We start from the raw sequence: 19,488 nt of genomic DNA on the forward strand, positions 1-19,488 counted from the left end.
TTATTTATTCATGTAGTAAGCGTAGTCCAATTTTTTTGGTTAGCTCATTCAGTTGTTGTCTTAAGTTTTTAGACTCGTTTAATGATTTTGCTGCTTTAAATTTGATTCTCAGGTATTTTTCTTGAAGTGAAAGTGAGTATTCTGAGGCAAGTTTATCAGCCATTTCAGGGGCTTCAGTGAGTGTTTGAATATTGGTACGTTTTAAAATCTCAGAGAGTTCATGATGAAATGGGCTACATGCACCCAAAATATAATAACTCGCCAACTCTTGGTCATCTGGCAGATCATCAAAAATGACATTAAAGATTTTTAATACTTTTGCAAGCAATTCATCCTCAGGAATCACTGCGCGTAATACTTCAAAATGAATATAAAGAAAAGGATGGTACATTAACATTGCCACTGCGAAATCTTCATCTCGTGTGCGAATATTAAATGATAATGAAGCGTCAAGACTCACTTGAGGCTGCCACTTTTTATTGAATCCTAATTTCTCTTTGAAATATTGACGAATCAAATAGCGATACGAACCTTGCTTAGGCATCAGATTGGTGAGTTGATTTAGCTCAGCCATGACCTGACTTTTACCTTCAGGTGTATTAATTTGATATTGTTGACTGAGAAGAGAAAAAGCAAACTCTGATAAGAGTGGTGATTGTTGCCAAAGTCGATTGAAAGTTTCAACACCGTCCTTACGAACTAATGAGTCAGGATCATGCTCCGCAGGTAGAATAAAAAATTTCAGTTCACGACCATCATTTAAGAGGGGAAGTGCAATTTCTAAAGTGCGTCGAGCTGCTTTTTGACCAGCCGAATCACCATCAAAAGCAATAGTTAACTGATTATTTTGTTTAAATAATAGATTCAAGTGATCAGCATTGCTCGCCGTCCCCAAGGTGGCAACTGCGCCAGGAATGCCAGCTTGCTGTAATGCGATGACATCCATGTAACCTTCAACCATTAACCAATGATTGGCTTTGAGCTTACGACCTTCATATAAGCCATAGAGTAGTTGGTTTTTATGGAAAACTTCAGAGTCTGGCGAGTTGATATATTTGGGTTTGATCTCGTCATTCAATGCTCGTCCACCAAATCCGACAACGCGACCTTTTGCATCACGTATAGGAAAAATGACACGTTCTCGTAGTAGATCAAAATCACGACCAGAATCACTGGTTCTGATCAAACCGAGTAGTTTTAATCCTTCAATATCTTGCGGAAATGCTTTTTCAAGATGTTGCCAATCTTCTGGGGCATAACCTAATCGCCAATACTTAATCGTGGTATCACTTAGTCCGCGTCGCTGAAAATACTGTTGCGCAATTTGGCTATTTGGAAGTTGTTTTTCATAAAATAAAGCAACATTTTCAAGAAGATCGTATAAATTACCTTCAGGTGCGACCTCAACTGAATTCAAGTCATCTGTATTAAATTGATACTCATCGAATTCATAGTTTTGAAATGCTTCAAAAGGATCTACATCAAAAGCTGAAGTAGGCTGAGAAATGATTTCTGCTGCATCTGCTTCAATGGGTGCCTGCGGTTGCTTTTCTTGATTAGGTTTAATAGGTTCTCTCTTGTATGAGAGTTTTTTATTGTCTTGATTGTCTTTAGGTAATTCGATACCGGTTTGGCTTGCCAGGTCTTTAATCACCTCGATGAAATTGCGATTATCAATATCCATCATAAAGCGAATTGCATTTCCATTGGCTTGGCAACCGAAACAGTGGAAATATTGCTTATCACGGTAGACGTGAAAAGAAGGTGTTTTCTCTTGATGAAAAGGACAACAGCCTGAATAGGTACGACCTGACTTTTTTAATTTCACACGTTGGCCAATAAGATCGACGATGTCAGTTCGATCTAAAATTTGATCAATCGTATGTTGTGGAATTGCCATAATTAAAAAGCCAAAAGAATGAGGAATAAAGTGATTGAATTAAGTCTATCCTAAACACTTAAGACGATAAATAAAGCCATGCAATAAAAAAGGTGGGTAATCCCACCTTTTTTGATTCATAAGAATGGATTATTGACGCTGTGGGTCGTACATACTTTCATTTGCTGGCGCACTTTCCACATTGTGATCTTTATTACCAAGCAAGCCAAAGCTTAAGCGATTCAATAAACCGGGTTGTGTATTGGTGTTGTCAGATTGCTCTGCTGATACTTCTGCCGTTGTTTGGCTGCGTGCCTCACGACCTAAAATACCCAAGGTTGCACGATTTAACCAACTTCCATCTTTACGTGCTGCGCGTAAATCGACCTCACCATTAGACTTCACAAGATGAGGGTAGTTTAGCTTTAGCACTTCAACGTATTGTTGAGATGTTGCCTTGTCACCGAGTTTATCGTATCCGTAAGCAATCGTTGCAAGCGCTTCTGGTACTTGAGGTGTTTGAGGGAAATGTTCCACAACCCATTGTCCACGCTCAACTGCTGCAAGCCAAGCTTTACGTTTTAAGTTAAAGCGAGCGGCATTCATTTCACTTTCAGCAAGTTCTTGACCAATAAATTTCATGCGCTGAGCAGCATCTACAGCATACTGACTACTTGGGAAACGACGAATGAAATCAACAAAATTTTGATATGCAACTTTTAAATAGCTGACATCACGATGAGCCTGTTGGAGTGATGTATAGCGGATGAGACCATCATAGTTTTGCTCCATATTCGCCACACCACGAACATAGTAAGCATAATCAACATTAGGATGTTGAGGATTTAAACGAATAAAACGGTCTGCTAGCGCAATAACAGCTTCATAGTCTTTTTGTTGAAAACGAGCATATAAAAGATCGAGTTGAGCTTGTTGAGTATATTGACCTGTAGGGTAATAAGTTTCAATTGCTTCTAATGATTGTGCTGCATCGCTATATTGACCACGATCTAATGCTTTTTGTGCTTTATCGAAATAAGATTGTTCGGTTGATTTAGGTCCAGTATCCACAACATCCTTCTTGGGATTACTGCTACAGCCCACAAATGTTGCTGCTAAGCCTAGCGATAAAGCAAGCATTGTAACTTTATAACGTGGTAGCGACATAAAAATTCCTCTGTTTATACGGGCAATAGGCTACAATTGCACTATTAAACCACTTTTGTCCGAATGAGCAAATGACTTCAGCACAAACTTCTAATTCTAATTTCCCAGAAATCGACATCAATTTACTTGAAGATTCTGAGGATGCAGATAACCATACTTCAGCCCCAACTGCAACACGTTTATCGTTGCAATTTCAAGTGGATGAGAGTTCTCTTGGTCAGCGAATAGATCAAGTTGCAGCACTCGCTTGGAACGAATTTTCGCGTGAAAAATTGAAACAATGGTTGAAGGATGGTCATTTGTTGGTAAATGGTCAAGTTGTGAAACCAAAATATAAAAGTGAAGGGAATGAGCTACTCACGCTTAATGTAGAGCTTGAAGCCCAAGTCACCAGCCAACCTGAAAATATCCCTTTAGATGTTATTTTTGAAGATGATGATATCTTAGTCATTAACAAGCCAGTGGGGATGGTTGTACATCCTGGTGCAGGAAACCCGAATGGTACTTTGGTTAATGCACTTTTATATCATTTTCCAAAATCAGCAGAATTATCTCGAGCTGGTCTAGTACACCGTATCGATAAAGATACTAGTGGTCTCTTGGTTGTAGCTAAAAATTTAGAAGCTCAATTTTCCTTAAGTAAACAGTTAGCGAAAAAATCAGTTTATCGAATTTATGATTTAATTTGTTATGGCAATATTATTGCAGGCGGTAAAATTGATGAGCCGATTAAACGTCATCCTGTAGATCGTGTAAAAATGGCGATCTTACCAGGTGGTCGTGATGCCGTGACTCACTATAATGTGAAAGAAAGATTCCAAAATTTCACACGTGTTCAAGCACAATTAGAAACTGGACGTACTCATCAGATTCGTGTTCATTTCACTTATATTGGTTTTCCTTTGGTCGGTGATCCAGTTTATGTCAGTCGTGTCAAAGTACCTGCGGGTGCTTCGGAAAAACTTGCTACTCATTTACGAGAGTTTAGACGTCAAGCGCTTCATGCATCAAAATTGGGGTTAATACATCCACGGACAGGTGAAGAAATGATGTTTGAAGCACCATGGCCTGAAGATTTCACAGCATTACTTGAGACTCTTCGTACGGAAAATAAGGCTTACTAAATTAAAGGAAAGTTTACATGCAAATTGTGCAAGGTTTGCCCAAAGGTGTTGTGGTAGGACAAACAGAATTAAGTCACCCTAACGCACTTAAAACACCACAGACTGATTTAGAAGGTTTTAACTTGGCATTGCATGTAAATGATCAACCAAAACGTGTTCATCAGCATCGAATGCACTTGTTAAGTGACCTCTCAGTCTATGGGGTGAATCGATTGACTTGGATGAACCAAACGCACAGTACAATCTGTCATGTTGTAAATGATGACATGAACTTACACGCCCTGAATGGCGATGGTTTAGTGACACAGCAAAAACATCATGCATTAATGATGATGACGGCAGATTGTTTGCCAGTCGTTCTCGGTAACAAAGATGGTACTGAAGTCGCTAATTTGCATGCAGGTTGGCGAGGATTGGCAAATGGCATTATTGAAAATACAGTTAATGCCATGAGCACTCAACCCTCTTGGGCGTGGTTAGGTGCGGCAATTAGTCAGCCATGCTTTGAAGTGGGTGTGGAAGTAATGCACACATTCTGCGATAGGATTCCAGAATTAAGCTCAGCATTTCAAAAGGGAGATCGTGAGGCTAAGTATTACGCAGACTTGTATGCGATTGCTCGCCATATATTGAAAAGTTTAGGGGTGGAACAGGTTCTTGGAGGTGAGCGATGTAGCTACACGGAGGATCAAACATATTATTCTCATCGCCGTAATTCAAAAACCGGCCGCATGGCGACATTTGTCTTCATGGAGTGAAAAGAATTTATTTAGTTTCAATCAGATCGTCTGGGTATTTAAATGATGACTTTCTTAAAGCTCATCATCTTTACTTATGTTTGAGATTTTATTTAATCACTTCGATCTGTTGTTTATTTAAATGAAAGATTTAAATAAAAATACATTAATTTACAAGTTGCTAAGTTGATATAAGTGATTCATTACTAGACCATTTTTTTGAAATATGAATTATTTAAATACAAAAAATGTTAGATCAATCACAATTTGATAGTAAAAATTTATATAATAGTGAATATTACATTGTCTTTTTATTAGACAAGACATAAAAATAAAAAATTGTGGAGACAATGATGATCTTAATAGGATTAGCGAAATCAAGAAATTTTTGTATTCCTGTCATCTATGGATTGACTTCAATAACATTAGCGTATGCTGCTCCAATGCAAGAACTGACTGACGCTGAACTTTCACATGTTGAAGGTAAAGCACTCATGAGCTTAAGCTATATTTCACCTGCAGATTCCGTCAATAAGAATCCTGGTCAAAATATTGGATTTTATAAAATGGGAATGGAAGCCCAATTAGATTTAAATGCTAACATCAAAAGATTGCAACTTGGATGCGGTGGAGTAAATGGTGCAAACGGTTGTGATATTGATATCGATAACTTAAGTTTGTCAGGGATTGCAGAAACTCGTGAAGGACGCGTCCAATCAAGTGCCCAACTAACCAATCCATTTTTAGAGTTTGCTATAAAAAACCCAGATTCAGCTTCAACACGTGAAATGGTTGGTGTTCGTTTAAGTGCAGAAAAAGTACTAGGATTATTAACGCTTGGTAGTGAGAACTCTGAAAAACCAAATGGTATAAATAGTTTAAGTGGTTATCTGAAGATTAAGGACGCTGTTGGAACTGCGACAACAGCAGCTCGTTCTGGTGTAAATTTTAACAATCTTGGAGAATTAGTTTACGGAAAAGCAAAGAGTACAACAGGTTTCGTAAGTGCAGACTTTACGTCTAATGATTATGCTTTAAATTTAGCTGAGGGAAGCGGCTCTTGAAAAATTAATGGCCAAACTATTAGTGGTAACAGAATGTCAAATGTCTATTTAACAGGTGTTGCTCGAATAGATAACATTGCATTGTCAGGTAAAATTTCTGCAAATGCTAAACTCTGGGGGCTTGTGCCTATACCACTATCTGGTGACATTACGGGTAATGTTTCAAACCTAAATGTAGATGTTAAAGTTTCAGAGAACCTTGGATATATTCACCGCTTACCTTTGAGCAATCCATTTTCTCTATCGATGCAAAAACAAGATATACATTGGACTGGAGCGAGTGTTGCTGCTCAGACAGGTTGGTGGCTTTCAATCGAGGACCCAATTGATATAGGTAATGTTACTCCGAGTCAAAAAGTGGTTGTGACAGATGCAGTGATTAAACAAGTTGTACCGCTAATTAGTAATTATTTACAGGCTAATCCAATCGAATGTGGTTTTTTAGCAACAAGTTGTTTAGCAGGTAATTTTAGATTAGGTGAGGTTCCATTAACAAATTCAAGAGTGAATATGGATTTGGTAAACTTACAGTTAAAAAATCAATCCTTTGCCCCAAACTGTTATGGAAGTTTAAAATTCTGCTAAATAATAGATATACTTGATTTTTAAGTTTGCATTTCATCGGATAAATTGTAATATACATCACATTTTAAAAATTAATAATGTGATGTAAGTCTCTAGAAAATATTCAATTTTATTTTAATTTCTATATTTTAATTCTTTTAGCAAGTTTTAAGCCTCTTTATTTTTTTCATTAATTTATAGATAGTAATGATGTTGCTTATGGATTAAGCCTGAATAAAAATAATATGGAGACTCTAATGTTGAAGAGTTTACTTGGTTCTATCAAATTGATTTTATCAACATCATGCTTAGTGTTGATTCCTTTGTATGCAACGGCTAATAACATTCATAATGATTTAAAAATGATGAGTGATGAAGAGTTATCAGCGACAAATGGCCAAGCTTTGTTAAGTATGAGTTATATTGATCCCAATGATGGGGCAAACAATATGCGAGGTAAAGGTGTTGGCTTTTATAAGCTTGGAATGGAAGCAGATATAGAACTCAATGCAAATATTAAGCATTTACAACTTGGCTGTGGTGGTATTAATGGAGCAGGTGGATGTGATATTGATATCGAAAATCTGAGTTTGAGCGGTATGTCAGACACTAGAGAAGGTCGTGCGGGTTCTTCAGCCAAGTTAACCAATCCATTTTTAGAGTTTGCGGTAAAAAATCCAACATCTGCATCAACTCGAGAAGTTGTGGGTTTGCGTCTCAGTGCTGAAAAAGTATTAGGTTTACTGACGCTTGGTGATGAAAACTCTGACAAACCGAATGGTATTAACTCACTCAGTGGTTATTTAAAAATTAATCCCACTCAGGGTATGGGCTATACCAATGCTCGAAGTATGACTTATGCTGATACTGGTCAAACTATCGATGGAAAAGTGAATGCAAGAATTTGTTTAATTTGTATTATCGCACCTACTTTGACACTCGATTTTAAATCGAATAATTACAATTTAGCATTACAAGAAACGACGGCACCAATTCAGATTAATGGAACTACGGTCTTTGGTACTCGAATGAGTTCTGCACAATTGACAGGTGTTGCCAATATTAATCAATTGAATTTTGGTGGTAATCTCACGGCTAATATCCAAGTGCTAGGGGTAGGATTACTGAATTTGCAAAAAGAGGTCAGTGGTAACATTACAGGTTTAAAAGCCAACATTACGGTAGATCAAAACTTAGGTTTAATTCATAAAATCCCTGTAAACAATCCATTCTCGCTCTCTGTGCAAAACAGTGAAATCTGGTGGCCAAATGCTGACGTTGCTGCACAACAGGGTTGGTGGATGGCGTTTAATGATTCGATTAATATTGGGGATGTAACACCTGAGAAGCGTATCGATATTACGAATGATGTGTTAAAACAAGTGGTTGGACCAATCAGTGATTATATCAGTCGAAATCCTCCATCTTGTAATGCACTTGATTGTCTGTTTGGTGACAAACTTGGTGTTGGGAATGTTCATTTGCCGAATACCAATGTAAATTTTCCATTAAAAGATTTACAACTTAAAAATCAAAGCTTTGCTCCAAACTGTTATGGAAATTTAAGGTTTTGTTAATAAAAAAACCGCTCAAATGAGCGGTTTTTTTATTTATGAAAAATTCTTGCTTTATCACGCTGCCAATCGCGGTCTTTTTCAGTGGCACGTTTATCGTGTAATTGTTTACCTTTAACAAGTGCAATTTCGAGTTTGACTAAACGACCTTTCCAATAGCACGCCAAAGGTACACATGTGTAACCTTTTTGATTGATCGCTCCTTGGAGTTTCTCGAGTTCGCGACGTGAAAGAAGTAGCTTACGAGTACGTGTTGCTTCGGGAACGATATGAGTTGAAGCAGAAAGAAGAGGTTGAATTTGAGCACCAAATAAATAAGCTTCATTATTTTTGAAAATAATATAGCTTTCCGTGATACTCATGCGTCCAGCACGAAGAGATTTTACTTCCCAACCTTGTAACGCTAAACCAGCTTCAAATTTTTCCTCAATAAAATAATCGTGACGTGCACGTTTGTTAAGCGCAATAGTGCCACTATTATTTTTTTTTACTACAATCGATTTCGACATAATACAAATATTCCAAGATTAGACCTATTTTGCCTCAAACTTGGCTTGAGGTGAAGTCATTTCACTGTCAACAAGTGTGCGTGTGAATTGAGTTTTTGTTAAACTATGCGCCTACATAATAATCTTAGAGTATAAATGGATGTCTAAAACTCGTGTCATCTATCCGGGAACATTCGATCCTATTACCAATGGTCATATTGATCTTGTATCTCGTGCTGCAAAAATGTTTGATGAAGTTGTAGTTGCTATTGCAATTGGTCATCACAAAAATCCAGTGTTTAGTTTAGATGAGCGAGTTGCGCTTGCAAAATCATCGTTAAGCCATTTAGACAATGTAGAGTTTGTTGGTTTTGATGGTTTATTGGTGAATTTTTTTCAAGAGCAAAAGGCAACAGCTGTACTCAGAGGTTTAAGAGCAGTGTCTGACTTTGAATATGAGTTTCAACTTGCAAATATGAATCGTCAATTAGATTCAAATTTTGAAGCTGTATTTTTAACGCCGTCAGAGCAATACTCGTTTATTTCATCCACATTAGTTCGTGAAATTGCACGTTTGAAAGGTGATGTGACGAAATTTGTGCCAAAAGCAGTTGTTGAGGCATTTGAACGTAAGCATCAGCAAGGTTGGTAGAGTGTCTTTAATTATTACGGATGAGTGCATCAATTGTGACGTTTGTGAGCCTGTATGCCCAAATGAAGCGATTTATATGGGTGAACTGATCTATGAAATTGATCCGAACCTATGTACTGAATGTGTTGGTCATCATGACCAACCCCAGTGTTCATTATTCTGCCCAGTAGACTGTATTCCTAAAGATCCTAATCATGTGGAATCTGAGGATGAATTGCTGGAAAAGTATAAAAAACTAATTGCTCAAAAAAGCACGAGCAATTGATCTCAAAGTTTGTTAAGATGCGCCACTTGAAGTGAGCCAGACGATCGCTGCTGTGAAGGTCTTCGTGACTAAAGCAGGGGAGGAAAGTCCGGGCTTCATCGGGCAAGGTGCCAGGTAACGCCTGGGAGGCGTAAGCCTACGGAAAGTGCAGCAGAGAGTAGACCGCCATTTTGCAACTGAACTTAGGTTTAGCCTAGAGAATGGTAAGGGTGAAAGGGTGCGGTAAGAGCGCACCGCATGACTGGTAACAGTTCATGGCATGGTAAACCCCACCTGAAGCAAGACCAAATAGGAATCCTTAAGGTATGGCCCATACTGGATTCGGGTAGGTCGCTTGAGCATATGAGTGATTGTATGCCTAGAGGAATGATCGTTCTAGACAGAACCCGGCTTATCGGCTCACTTCAACAAATTTTGATCAAACAGTGTCGATATTACTTGACGGATACATCAATCAAGTAGATAATGCGCCCACAGTTTACGGCTATGTAGCTCAGTTGGTTAGAGCACCGCACTCATAATGCGGGGGTCACAGGTTCAAGTCCCGTCATAGCCACCATTTTTATAGACCACACTCACTAGTGTGGTCTTTTTTTATGTGTGAAATCTTGAGTTTTCATTGGCACTGAATAAGCTGAGAATCTAGCTTAATTTTTGGAAACTCTTGTTCAAATTGTGCTAAAACGGCTGTCTGATTTACATTTGAAAACACAATATTTTGCAAGCTTTCAATTTTTTGCTCAGACAAATAAAGCTGTGCACAATGAAGAGCAACCGCATTCTCTTTACTCACGGCAAGTTTATGATCTTCAGGAATAACATCAATATGCACGAGCTTTTGTTGAGCACGGCTTAATTGAACTAGAGTTCGTTTTTGTTGCATGGTTATAAAGTTTTGAGCATTGATCCATTGAGCGACATCCATGCGTACACCGTGATAATTCACAGATATGGGATGAATCGTTTGGCATCCGCTCACAAGGCTTAAACAGCATATGAGAATGAAATATTGAGGATTGAGCATGATTTTGATGTCATTAAAACCTTACTATTACAATAAAATCATATAATTATGCATTAATTTTGTTCAAATAAGGTTTATTTGTATAAAGGGTGATCATTAGTGCTTTCGTATGCTTGACGATACAACGATAACTTAAGATAATGCGCACACAGTTTACGGCTATGTAGCTCAGTTGGTTAGAGCACCGCACTCATAATGCGGGGGTCACAGGTTCAAGTCCCGTCATAGCCACCATTTTTATAGACCATGCTCACCGCATGGTCTTTTTTTATTTCTCAAAATGTTTTGAGATAAGATCAAGTGTAGATTGTGCTTGATAAAAAGGCTGAATCAAACTTTGAATTAATTGTTCTAGAACGCCAAAATCATTTAACATGCTGATAAGTTGAGGTGCAAAACGATGTGCTTCGATCACTAAATCTTCTTGAGTTAGTCCAACAGCAGTGAGTAAAGCTTGTAAACTGTAATCACCAAAATATTCATAGAACTCATCAACCACTTCTAAAATGATGGATTGAATCTCAGAGGATTGGCGTAAATTTCTCCAGGTTTCATAGACCAAAATAAAAAAATCTTCGACATCAATTGCTTCAATCTGCTCAAGCTGGGCTGAAATTTTTTGAAATTGTAGATCTGACCAAATATGTTGAATGATTTCATAAAGTTCATTTTGAGGCAGCGTGATAATTTCGCCTAATTGAATCAATATTGCATCTGCAAGTTGGGATTCTAGTTTTGACTCTAATATGTGTTGCTGATCTTGGAGAAAATTAAAAATCTTTGATTTGATCGTATTGTTTTGAACTTTGTTTTTCCGAAGCTTATCCAGCCAAGGTGTATATTTTTCTAAAATTTGATCTGCTAATTGAAGGCTCACAGCATGTGCCTTCTCATTACTTAAAATTTGTTGTTTTAAACCATAACGTACTTGATCTAATTCAAGAATTTTATTTAGCCATAGCCCAAAATCATGGGCAGAAATTAAATCTCCGATTAAAGCATTTGAATCCTTTAAATGAAGGTAAATACGTTGTGAAACTGCGCCAATAAACTCTAGTAAATCAGATCCAAGATTTAATTCAAAAGCATATTTTGAAACAACAGCATGAAGTTGTTCAAGATTTACAATGTCTTTTAGTTTGATTCGATTAAACTGAGCATAAGCCTGTGAAACAAACGTGTCTAGTACAGCATTAGATTCTGCATTTAATAAATACTGTAGCGTAAACCGAATTTGCTCAAGCATAAGTGCTTGAGCAAATTGATTGAGTTGTGTCGAGTTAGACACCTGCTTTCCATCCATTTACGATTGGATAGCGGCGTTCGCGGCTAAATGCACGAGAGGATATACGTGGACCAATTGCACCCTGACGGCGCTTATATTCGTTGCGATCAACCAATCCAATGACTTTAGTCACGATATCTCGATCAAAACCTTTAGAAATAATATCTTCAAGACTCTGATCTTCTTCAATATATGCATATAAAATTGCATCAAGAACATCGTAAGCTGGTAATGAGTCTTGATCTTTTTGATCAGGGCGCAATTCAGCAGAAGGTGGGCGAGTAATCACACGTTCAGGGATTACAGGCGTATCTTCCAAACTATTACGGTATTTTGCTAACTCAAATACAATCGTTTTATAAACATCTTTAAGTACAGCAAAACCACCGACCATATCACCGTACAGTGTGCAGTAACCAACAGATAATTCAGATTTGTTACCTGTAGATAAAACAAGATTACCAAATTTATTCGACAGACCCATTAATAAGGTGCCACGTGCGCGAGCTTGTAAATTTTCTTCAGTCGCATCAGCTGGAGAATTGCCGAAGAATGGGTGTAATGTCTGCATAAAGCTGTTAACGATTGGGTGAATTTCCGCAATACCAAAAGTGACTCCCATACGTTTTGCCTGCTCAGTCGCATCTTCAACACTGATTTGAGAGGTATATGTGTAAGGCATCATAACCGCTTGAACTTTATCTGCTCCAATAGCATCGACAGCGATTGCAAGGGTGAGTGCTGAGTCGATACCACCAGAGAGACCAAGAATGACACCAGGGAAACCTGAGCGTTGTACATAATCTCGTGTTGCCAAAACCAAAGCTTGGTAAATTTCTGCAATCGTATCTAATGCAGGTGCTTTGGTAGCGGCTTTAAAAGATTTAAGCTCTGCTTCATATTCAACATGAAAAAGGTCTTCTTTAAAGCTTGGTGCTTCAAGTACAACTTCACCATTTGCATTCACAACGAAACTTGTTCCGTCGAAAATGAGATCATCTTGCCCGCCTACTTGGTTGACATAAACAAGATTGAGATTCAATTGTTTAGCTAACTCTTTAAGCGTAACAACACGGTGTTGAGGCTTTCCAACTTCGTATGGTGAGGCATTTAACACAAGAACAGTTTCAACATTCAGTTTGGCAAGTTGTTGAACACTCTCAAGTGTCCAGACATCTTCGCAAATTAATACACCGAATTTATGTCCTAAATACTCAAATACAAGGTGTTGATGACCCTCAGCGAAATATCTCTTTTCATCAAAAACACTATAATTTGGTAAATTTTGCTTGTTATAAATACCTAATACTTGCCCATCTTTCATAACGGCTGCAGAGTTATAGCGTGCACCCGAATCAGCTTGATTAACAAAACCAAATACCATCACAATGTCTTTCACTTCAGCCAGTTTTTCGAAAGCTGATGCTGTACGTTTGCTTAGGCTTGGACGAAGTAGGAGATCCTCTGCAGGATAACCAATGGTCGAAAGTTCAGGAAACACAATGATATTGGCATTTTGCTGTTTGGCTTCGTTAGCGAGTCCAATCATTCGTTGAACATTGGCTTCTAAATTGCCGACAAATGGAGAGAATTGAGCAAGAGAAACTTTAAAACTATTCATTTAAACCAAGTCCTATCCTATAGGTTTATATACAGCACGTGCTGATTTTATTGGAGTAATTATTCAGCTGTGTGTATGTGATATTACATAACTGCCAAATGGCTCAAATTTACATCATTAAAACATGATAAAAGATCTTATTTCTTGCACAGCAAAAACTACGATTCATATGTATTCTATCTAAAATAAAAGTAGATACTAGCTTTTGCCATTGTTTGTACATAAAAAATTAAATCGTAATGGATTTGCGACACAGTAAATCAGATGTCAAAGCTGATATGGTGTTTCTGATTCACAAATCAATAGCTTGAATAAAAAATATTCTTTTAATTTTACAATTTTTATTGATTCAAAATAATATTTGGAATCTTTTTCAAAAATATATCTCTAGCTATATCGCCTTGTTGTTCAATGTTGTAGTCATTGAAATTTTTTTTAGGGTCAAATTTATAGGCATAAGGATTATACTTTTTGAAGGAAATAAAATACGCACTTTGCAGAAAAGCGCCTTTGAGCAAAACATTTTGTCCTTGTTGGTGTTGTAAAATATGAGTCATCTCGTGAATGAAAATTCCTTGATAGATTTTATTTTCTTTCGAATAGTCAGTTTTGAAATGTTTGTTGCGAATATGCAAATAGCCCTTTGGCGCCATAAATACCGCTGAGGGTTGCCACGGTAGAAACGGATGATTCATGATTTTCACCCTGTCATAATCTATAAGATCACCAAAGACACTTTGGCTCAACGTGATTTCACCTTGGGTGAGTGATCTACATCTAAAAGCGTCAAATTTTATCCATTTTAAAATAAGTGGCATCCACAACATCATACTTATTTCTTAATCTACTTAAAGTTTATGTGACACTCAAAATATCACTAATTGGAATCATTACTTGTTAAAAATGGTGTTGACCTTTAATGATAATGAAATGGTATTTACTGATTAAAACTTAATAATTTTGTTAGACAATCTTGATGAATGAGCAATTATGCCATCTCTAAAGATTTATTATGCAAATGGCTATTTCGTCTTTTTATCTTAATTTTTTAGAAACGTCGAAGAATTCACATTATTTGAATTTATTCACTGAGATAAAAGAGAAGGTTCGCCATGTTATTAACTCAGCCACTAAAAAAAATTTCTAAATTTCTAAACGGTTCTAAATTTGATCCTGAGAATCAATCAAAAGCTATTCCAATTCGTCATATGAAATTTGATTTTGATCATCAAAAGATTGATCCAAAATTTTATTTGAATGCGGAATTAGCAAGTGCTTACTTTGCCTCACTTTCAATTTTTTTAACTTATGGTGAGGATCTCGTTATTGATACAGCACGTTATCATCGTGACTTTATTCAAGATCCATTACTCAAGCAAAGAGTGACAGCGCTGATTGGGCAAGAAGCTTTACATTCTAAACTTCATGAAGAATTAAATGACGCTTTTTTAAAGGCAGATTTGCCTGTCAAATTGTTTAGATTTCTGGCGCATCACGTTTTTGAATATGGTTTTAATCGGTTACCTCAGCCAATGAAATTATCGCTTATGGCTGGGATTGAGCATTTTACCGCTGTGCTTGCTGAATACATGATGAATCATGAGCATATTTTCTTCGAATCTCAAGATGAGAAACAACGCGCAATTTGGATGTGGCATATGCTTGAGGAATCAGAGCATAAAGATATTGCATATGATGTGTTCCAACTTCTTTCGAGTAACTATGCTTTAAGAATAGCAGGCTTTTTCCCAGCGCTTATTACGATTTTAGTGCTGATTTCTGCTGCATCATTAATTGTGCCATTTTATCGTAAGCCATCAAATCTAATCAGTTTAAGTTACTACAAAGATATGTATCGAAGTATAGGTCTGATTTTTGGGCTAAAAGATGGTGTTTATGGCAGTTCGCTCAAACATATTTTCGAATATCTCAAACCAGACTTCCATCCGAATGATCATGATACATCAGCGTTTTTAGAGTACTACAAAGAACGTTTATTAAATCCAGTGGATGGTATTTTGACACCATACTTTACGAAGGAATTCATGCCTGCTTTAAAGGTATAAGAATAAGGATAGTTCATGCTTTTTTTTAAGAAGAAAATGAAACCGAGCCATCAGGCTTATGCTGTGGTAACGGGTGCGGGAAGTGGTATTGGACGCAGTTTTGCATTGGAAATTGCAAAACGTGGTGGTCAAGTGGTGTGTGCTGATATTAATTTGGCTGCAGCTGAAGAAACTGTTCAGCTGATTTCTCAGACCACAGGGCAAAAAGCATTTGCTGAATCCTGCGATGTAGGAAAAAAGGAAGATGTTGAGCGATTGGCGAATCAAGCAGAAAACCTTTTTAATCATCCTGTGACGCTTGTTATTAATAATGCTGGCGTGGGGTTAGGGGGTAAGTTTGATGAGGTGACACTAGAAGATTGGCAATGGTGTATGCATGTCAATTTATGGGGCGTGATTCACGGTTGCCACTTTTTTGTACCAAAGTTTAAACAACAAGGTTATGGGGCAATTATTAATGTTGCTTCAGCAGCAGGTTTTACAGCTGCACCTGAAATGACAGCTTATAACGTGACGAAATCTAGTGTACTTGCATTATCTGAAACGTTATCTGCAGAATTACATCAAGATAATATCCGTGTGAATGTGCTTTGCCCAACTTTAGTACCTACTAATATTATGAAGAATGGGCGATTACCTTCCAATTACTCGGGTTTAGCGGATGACTTATTGCAGAATCATGCATTTGTCACAAGCGATCAAGTTGCACAAAAAACCTTAAACAATTTAGATAAAGGCATTCTTTATACGATTCCACAACCAGACGCGAAATTATTTTGGTTGATGAAGCGTGCTTCACCAACCTTATATACCAAGATGTTAGGTGTAGGTTATCCATGGTTTAAGCGGTTTGTAAAATAATAGAGAGATAAAAGAATGACATTCGATAACGAATTAGAAAGCAAAGCAGATTTAAAAATTCAAAGTGATGATCAATCTGAAAAAACAGAAGTAAAAGTAAAGAAAAAAAACAATGCAGATAAAGAACTTAAAGTTGAACAACCACAAAAGGTGTATGACACGATTGTTGTTGGTGCAGGTATTTCCGGTATCGCTGCGGCATATAAAATGAATCAGGCAGGCTATCGCGACTACATTGTGCTAGAAAAAGCGAACCGAGTTGGTGGTACATGGCGCGATAATAATTATCCAGGATGTGGATGTGATGTTCCTTCAGCCTTATATTCTTTTTCCTTTTCGCCAAGTCACAAATGGAGTCATTTGTTTGCCAAGCAGCCAGAAATCTTAAGTTATCTTGAGGAAGTGGTTGAGAAGCATCAACTGACTGAAAAAATCCTATTTAATCATGAATTAAAAACAGCACGTTGGGATAATGAGAAGGCGCAGTGGTCGTTAGAAACCTCTCAAGGAAAGTATCTGGCAAAAACGGTAATCTTTACAACGGGACCGATTACTGAGCCATCATTTCCAAAAACTAAGGGCGTAGAAAGTTTCAAGGGGGAAATGTTTCACTCTGCAAGATGGAATCATGAGTACGATCTGAAAGGTAAACGTATTGCTGTTATTGGTACAGGTGCTTCAGCGATTCAATTTATTCCTCAGGTTCAGCCATTAGCGAAAGAACTCTTTGTGTTTCAGCGTACAGCACCTTGGGTGTTGCCAAAAGCTGATATGAATTTGAATGATCAAGCGAAATCACTGATCCAGAAATTTCCCGTTATTCAATCCACTTGGCGGAGCAGTATTGCCCAAATTTTAAATGGCATTAACTTTGGTTTGCGTAATCCGAAGGTGCTGAAACCTGTTAATTTCTTAAGCAAACAATTATTGAAGTTGCAAATTCAAGATGATGAATTAAGAAAAAAAGTCACACCAAATTTTGATATTGGCTGTAAACGTCTTTTATTTGCCAACAATTACTATCCAGCATTGCAACAAGATAATGTGAAACTAATCAATGAGGGGTTGGTTGAGATTGATGGGAATACGGTCGTTGCAGCCAATGGTGAGCGTCATGAAGTAGATGTCATCATTTGGGGTACGGGTTTTGAGGTATCGCATCCGCCAATTGGTAAGCGCATTTATGATATGGATGGGAAGCTCTTGGCGGATCGCTGGAAAAATAGTTCACCAGAAGCTTATTTAGGTGCAAGTATTACCAATGTACCAAATGCATTTTTGGTGTTAGGACCAAATATTCTAGTTTATGACTCATTTATTGGTATTGCTGAAGCTCAATTAGATTATATTCTTGATGGTCTACTAAAGATCAAAAAGCAAAATATTAACAAGCTTTTGATTAAAGACAACGTTGTTAAGCGACATAATCAATTGGTTCAAAAGCATCTTAAAACTACTGTATTTAATGCAGGGGGCTGTAAGAGTTACTATTTGGATGAAAATGGTCGTAACTTTGCAGCATGGCCATGGTCTCTTGCAAAATTAAAACAGCAATTAAGCTCATTAAACTTGGATCATTATTCACAACACTGATCAAAAAAAGCCTGATTTAATCAGGCTTTTTTGTTTGTAGATATTCTAGATATACGAGGTTTCTATTTCATCAGGGCTGAAAACAATATTTTGTTGTTAATCAGAGAATAAAAAACCACCCAAAGGGTGGTTTTTTGACTGTCGACGCAGTTCGAATTAACGAACGATATCGCGTTGAACTTCGCCAGTATAAAGCTGACGAGGACGTCCAATCTTGTATGGGCCGCTGTGCATTTCTAACCAGTGGCTGATCCAACCAACAGTACGTGCAAGTGCGAAGATTACAGTGAACATTTCTGTTGGGATACCAATCGCTTTAAGGATGATACCTGAATAGAAGTCTACGTTTGGATAAAGGTTACGCTTGATGAAGTATTCATCAGAAAGTGCGATACGCTCCAATTCCATTGCTAAAGCTAACTGTGGATCATTGATACCTAAAGCACCAAGAACTTCATCACAAGTTTCTTTCATTACTTTAGCACGTGGATCGAAGTTTTTATAAACACGGTGACCGAAGCCCATGAGTTTAACTTCTTTAGTCTTCACTTTTTCCATGAAGCCAGCAACGTTTTCTACAGAGCCGATTTCATCAAGCATCTTAAGAACAGCTTCATTTGCACCACCGTGAGCAGGACCCCAAAGTGCAGAGATACCAGCAGCGATACATGCATACGGATTAGCACCAGTAGAACCAGCTAAACGTACTGTAGACGTAGAAGCATTTTGTTCATGGTCAGCATGAAGCGTGAAGATACGATCCATTGCTTTTGCAAGAATAGGGTTAACTTTGTAATCACGATCTGCTGGAGTAGCAAACATCATGTACAAGAAGTTTTCAGCGTAGCTTAAGTCATTACGTGGGTAAACGAATGGTTGACCAACAGTATACTTGTAGCTCCACGCAGCAAGCGTAGGGATCTTAGCAATCAAACGGATCGCAGTAATTTCACGGTGATCAACATTTTCGATATCAAGGTTGTTGTGATAGAACGCTGATAACGCACCAACAACACCAACCATAATAGCCATAGGGTGTGCATCGCGGCGGAAACCGTTATAGAAGCGGCTAACTTGATCGTGAACCATAGTGTGGTTACGAACTTTAGCGTCAAACTCTTCTTTTTGCTCAGCTGTAGGAAGCTCACCATTTAATAATAAGTAGCAAGTTTCTAAGTAATCGGCTTTAGTAGCTAGTTGGTCGATTGGATAACCACGGTGTAATAGAACACCTTTATTACCATCGATAAATGTGATTTTTGACTCGCAAGACGCTGTAGCCATAAAACCAGGATCAAAAGTGAAGTGACCTGCGGCCAATACATCTTTAACGTCGATTACATCTGGGCCCAATGTGCCGCTGTAAATTGGTAATTCAATTTCTTTGCCATCAAGCTGTAATACGGCTTTTTTGCCAGTTGCTTCAGACATTCAATAGATCTCCTGTCCTGGTGAATGTTTTATCTAACCCGAAATAATCTGTTGTAATCCGTGAGTTAGACGGTTTCAAAATTTGCTCTAAGC

General features: G+C 37.6%; 16 protein-coding genes, 2 tRNA genes, 1 other RNA gene and 1 pseudogene. 12 read left to right on the forward strand and 8 right to left on the reverse strand.

The features are described from left to right. Nucleotides 1-4: 4 nt before the first annotated feature. On the reverse strand, nt 5-1,900 hold the full coding sequence (locus tag FTV17_RS00660; RefSeq protein ID WP_179997750.1) for a DNA primase: 1,896 nt from the start codon (nt 1,898-1,900) through the stop codon (nt 5-7). Between the two features lie 129 nt (nt 1,901-2,029). Beyond that, nucleotides 2,030-3,046 carry an outer membrane protein assembly factor BamD gene (locus tag FTV17_RS00665; protein WP_179997751.1) on the reverse strand — a complete coding sequence of 339 codons (1,017 nt, stop codon included), beginning with the start codon at nt 3,044-3,046 and terminating at the stop codon, nt 2,030-2,032. 71 nt (nt 3,047-3,117) lie between these two features. Here FTV17_RS00665 and rluD point away from each other — a divergent pair, with 71 nt between their 5' ends. The 4 genes and pseudogenes from rluD to FTV17_RS00685 all read left to right on the forward strand — a co-directional run bounded on the left by rluD (nt 3,118) and on the right by FTV17_RS00685 (nt 8,112). Next, nucleotides 3,118-4,170, forward strand: a complete 1,053-nt coding sequence (rluD, locus tag FTV17_RS00670; protein ID WP_179997752.1) for a 23S rRNA pseudouridine(1911/1915/1917) synthase RluD — start codon at nt 3,118-3,120, stop codon at nt 4,168-4,170. Nucleotides 4,171-4,187: 17 nt separating this feature from the next. Then, nucleotides 4,188-4,928: a peptidoglycan editing factor PgeF gene (pgeF, locus tag FTV17_RS00675; protein ID WP_179997753.1), complete on the forward strand. Its 741-nt coding sequence runs from the start codon at nt 4,188-4,190 to the stop codon at nt 4,926-4,928. Nucleotides 4,929-5,260: 332 nt separating this feature from the next. Beyond that, nucleotides 5,261-6,556, forward strand: a pseudogene (locus FTV17_RS15615) (hypothetical protein). A gap of 260 nt (nt 6,557-6,816) precedes the next feature. Beyond that, nucleotides 6,817-8,112: a hypothetical protein gene (locus FTV17_RS00685; RefSeq protein WP_373687174.1), complete on the forward strand. Its 1,296-nt coding sequence runs from the start codon at nt 6,817-6,819 to the stop codon at nt 8,110-8,112. A gap of 29 nt (nt 8,113-8,141) precedes the next feature. Here the strand turns inward: FTV17_RS00685 and smpB are convergent, their stop codons facing one another. Further along, entirely contained in the window at nt 8,142-8,618 is a 477-nt protein-coding gene (gene smpB / locus FTV17_RS00690; protein WP_035269908.1) for an SsrA-binding protein SmpB, read from the reverse strand. Nucleotides 8,619-8,757: 139 nt separating this feature from the next. Here smpB and coaD point away from each other — a divergent pair, with 139 nt between their 5' ends. From coaD to FTV17_RS00710, 4 genes are all read left to right on the forward strand, one after another. Further along, nucleotides 8,758-9,249 (forward strand): pantetheine-phosphate adenylyltransferase, encoded by a 492-nt coding sequence (gene coaD / locus FTV17_RS00695; protein ID WP_035269911.1) that lies wholly within the window; start codon nt 8,758-8,760, stop codon nt 9,247-9,249. Nucleotide 9,250: 1 nt separating this feature from the next. Further along, nucleotides 9,251-9,514: a YfhL family 4Fe-4S dicluster ferredoxin gene (locus tag FTV17_RS00700; protein WP_035269914.1), complete on the forward strand. Its 264-nt coding sequence runs from the start codon at nt 9,251-9,253 to the stop codon at nt 9,512-9,514. Between the two features lie 28 nt (nt 9,515-9,542). Further along, nucleotides 9,543-9,924, forward strand: an RNA gene (rnpB, locus tag FTV17_RS00705) — RNase P RNA component class A. A gap of 72 nt (nt 9,925-9,996) precedes the next feature. Further along, nucleotides 9,997-10,073: transfer RNA gene (locus FTV17_RS00710), tRNA-Met, on the forward strand. Nucleotides 10,074-10,130: 57 nt separating this feature from the next. On the opposite strand, the gene FTV17_RS00715 is transcribed toward FTV17_RS00710, so the two are convergent. After that, nucleotides 10,131-10,493: a hypothetical protein gene (locus tag FTV17_RS00715; RefSeq protein ID WP_373687166.1), complete on the reverse strand. Its 363-nt coding sequence runs from the start codon at nt 10,491-10,493 to the stop codon at nt 10,131-10,133. A 202-nt stretch (nt 10,494-10,695) separates the two neighbouring features. Between FTV17_RS00715 and FTV17_RS00720 the strand changes: the two genes are divergently transcribed. Continuing rightward, nucleotides 10,696-10,772, forward strand: a tRNA-Met gene (locus FTV17_RS00720). A 34-nt stretch (nt 10,773-10,806) separates the two neighbouring features. On the opposite strand, the gene FTV17_RS00725 is transcribed toward FTV17_RS00720, so the two are convergent. The 3 genes from FTV17_RS00725 to FTV17_RS00735 all read right to left on the reverse strand — a co-directional run bounded on the left by FTV17_RS00725 (nt 10,807) and on the right by FTV17_RS00735 (nt 14,274). Beyond that, a complete protein-coding gene (locus FTV17_RS00725; protein WP_373687167.1) occupies nt 10,807-11,826 on the reverse strand; it encodes a hypothetical protein in 1,020 nt (339 codons plus the stop codon). After that, nucleotides 11,819-13,444, reverse strand: a complete 1,626-nt coding sequence (locus FTV17_RS00730; RefSeq protein WP_179997757.1) for an NAD+ synthase — start codon at nt 13,442-13,444, stop codon at nt 11,819-11,821. The genes FTV17_RS00725 and FTV17_RS00730 overlap by 8 nt, the downstream gene beginning before the upstream one ends. A gap of 341 nt (nt 13,445-13,785) precedes the next feature. Continuing rightward, nucleotides 13,786-14,274, reverse strand: a complete 489-nt coding sequence (locus tag FTV17_RS00735) for a hypothetical protein (protein WP_092766833.1) — start codon at nt 14,272-14,274, stop codon at nt 13,786-13,788. A gap of 282 nt (nt 14,275-14,556) precedes the next feature. Between FTV17_RS00735 and FTV17_RS00740 the strand changes: the two genes are divergently transcribed. From FTV17_RS00740 to FTV17_RS00750, 3 genes are read left to right on the forward strand one after another with little or no spacing between them, the layout of a single operon-like run. Continuing rightward, nucleotides 14,557-15,510, forward strand: coding sequence for a metal-dependent hydrolase (locus tag FTV17_RS00740; protein WP_179997758.1), 954 nt, complete (start codon nt 14,557-14,559; stop codon nt 15,508-15,510). 15 nt (nt 15,511-15,525) lie between these two features. Further along, the gene (locus FTV17_RS00745) at nt 15,526-16,371 is read left to right on the forward strand and encodes an SDR family NAD(P)-dependent oxidoreductase (protein WP_179997759.1); all 846 of its coding nucleotides are present in this window, start codon (nt 15,526-15,528) and stop codon (nt 16,369-16,371) included. Between the two features lie 15 nt (nt 16,372-16,386). Continuing rightward, nucleotides 16,387-17,964 (forward strand): NAD(P)/FAD-dependent oxidoreductase, encoded by a 1,578-nt coding sequence (locus tag FTV17_RS00750; RefSeq protein ID WP_179997760.1) that lies wholly within the window; start codon nt 16,387-16,389, stop codon nt 17,962-17,964. 156 nt (nt 17,965-18,120) lie between these two features. Here the strand turns inward: FTV17_RS00750 and gltA are convergent, their stop codons facing one another. Continuing rightward, on the reverse strand, nt 18,121-19,395 hold the full coding sequence (gene gltA / locus FTV17_RS00755; RefSeq protein ID WP_035269948.1) for a citrate synthase: 1,275 nt from the start codon (nt 19,393-19,395) through the stop codon (nt 18,121-18,123). Between the last annotated feature and the right edge of the window lie 93 nt (nt 19,396-19,488).

This window comes from Acinetobacter sp. YH12239, from assembly GCF_013417635.1.
In the GTDB taxonomy this organism is placed as follows: Bacteria; Pseudomonadota; Gammaproteobacteria; order Pseudomonadales; family Moraxellaceae; genus Acinetobacter.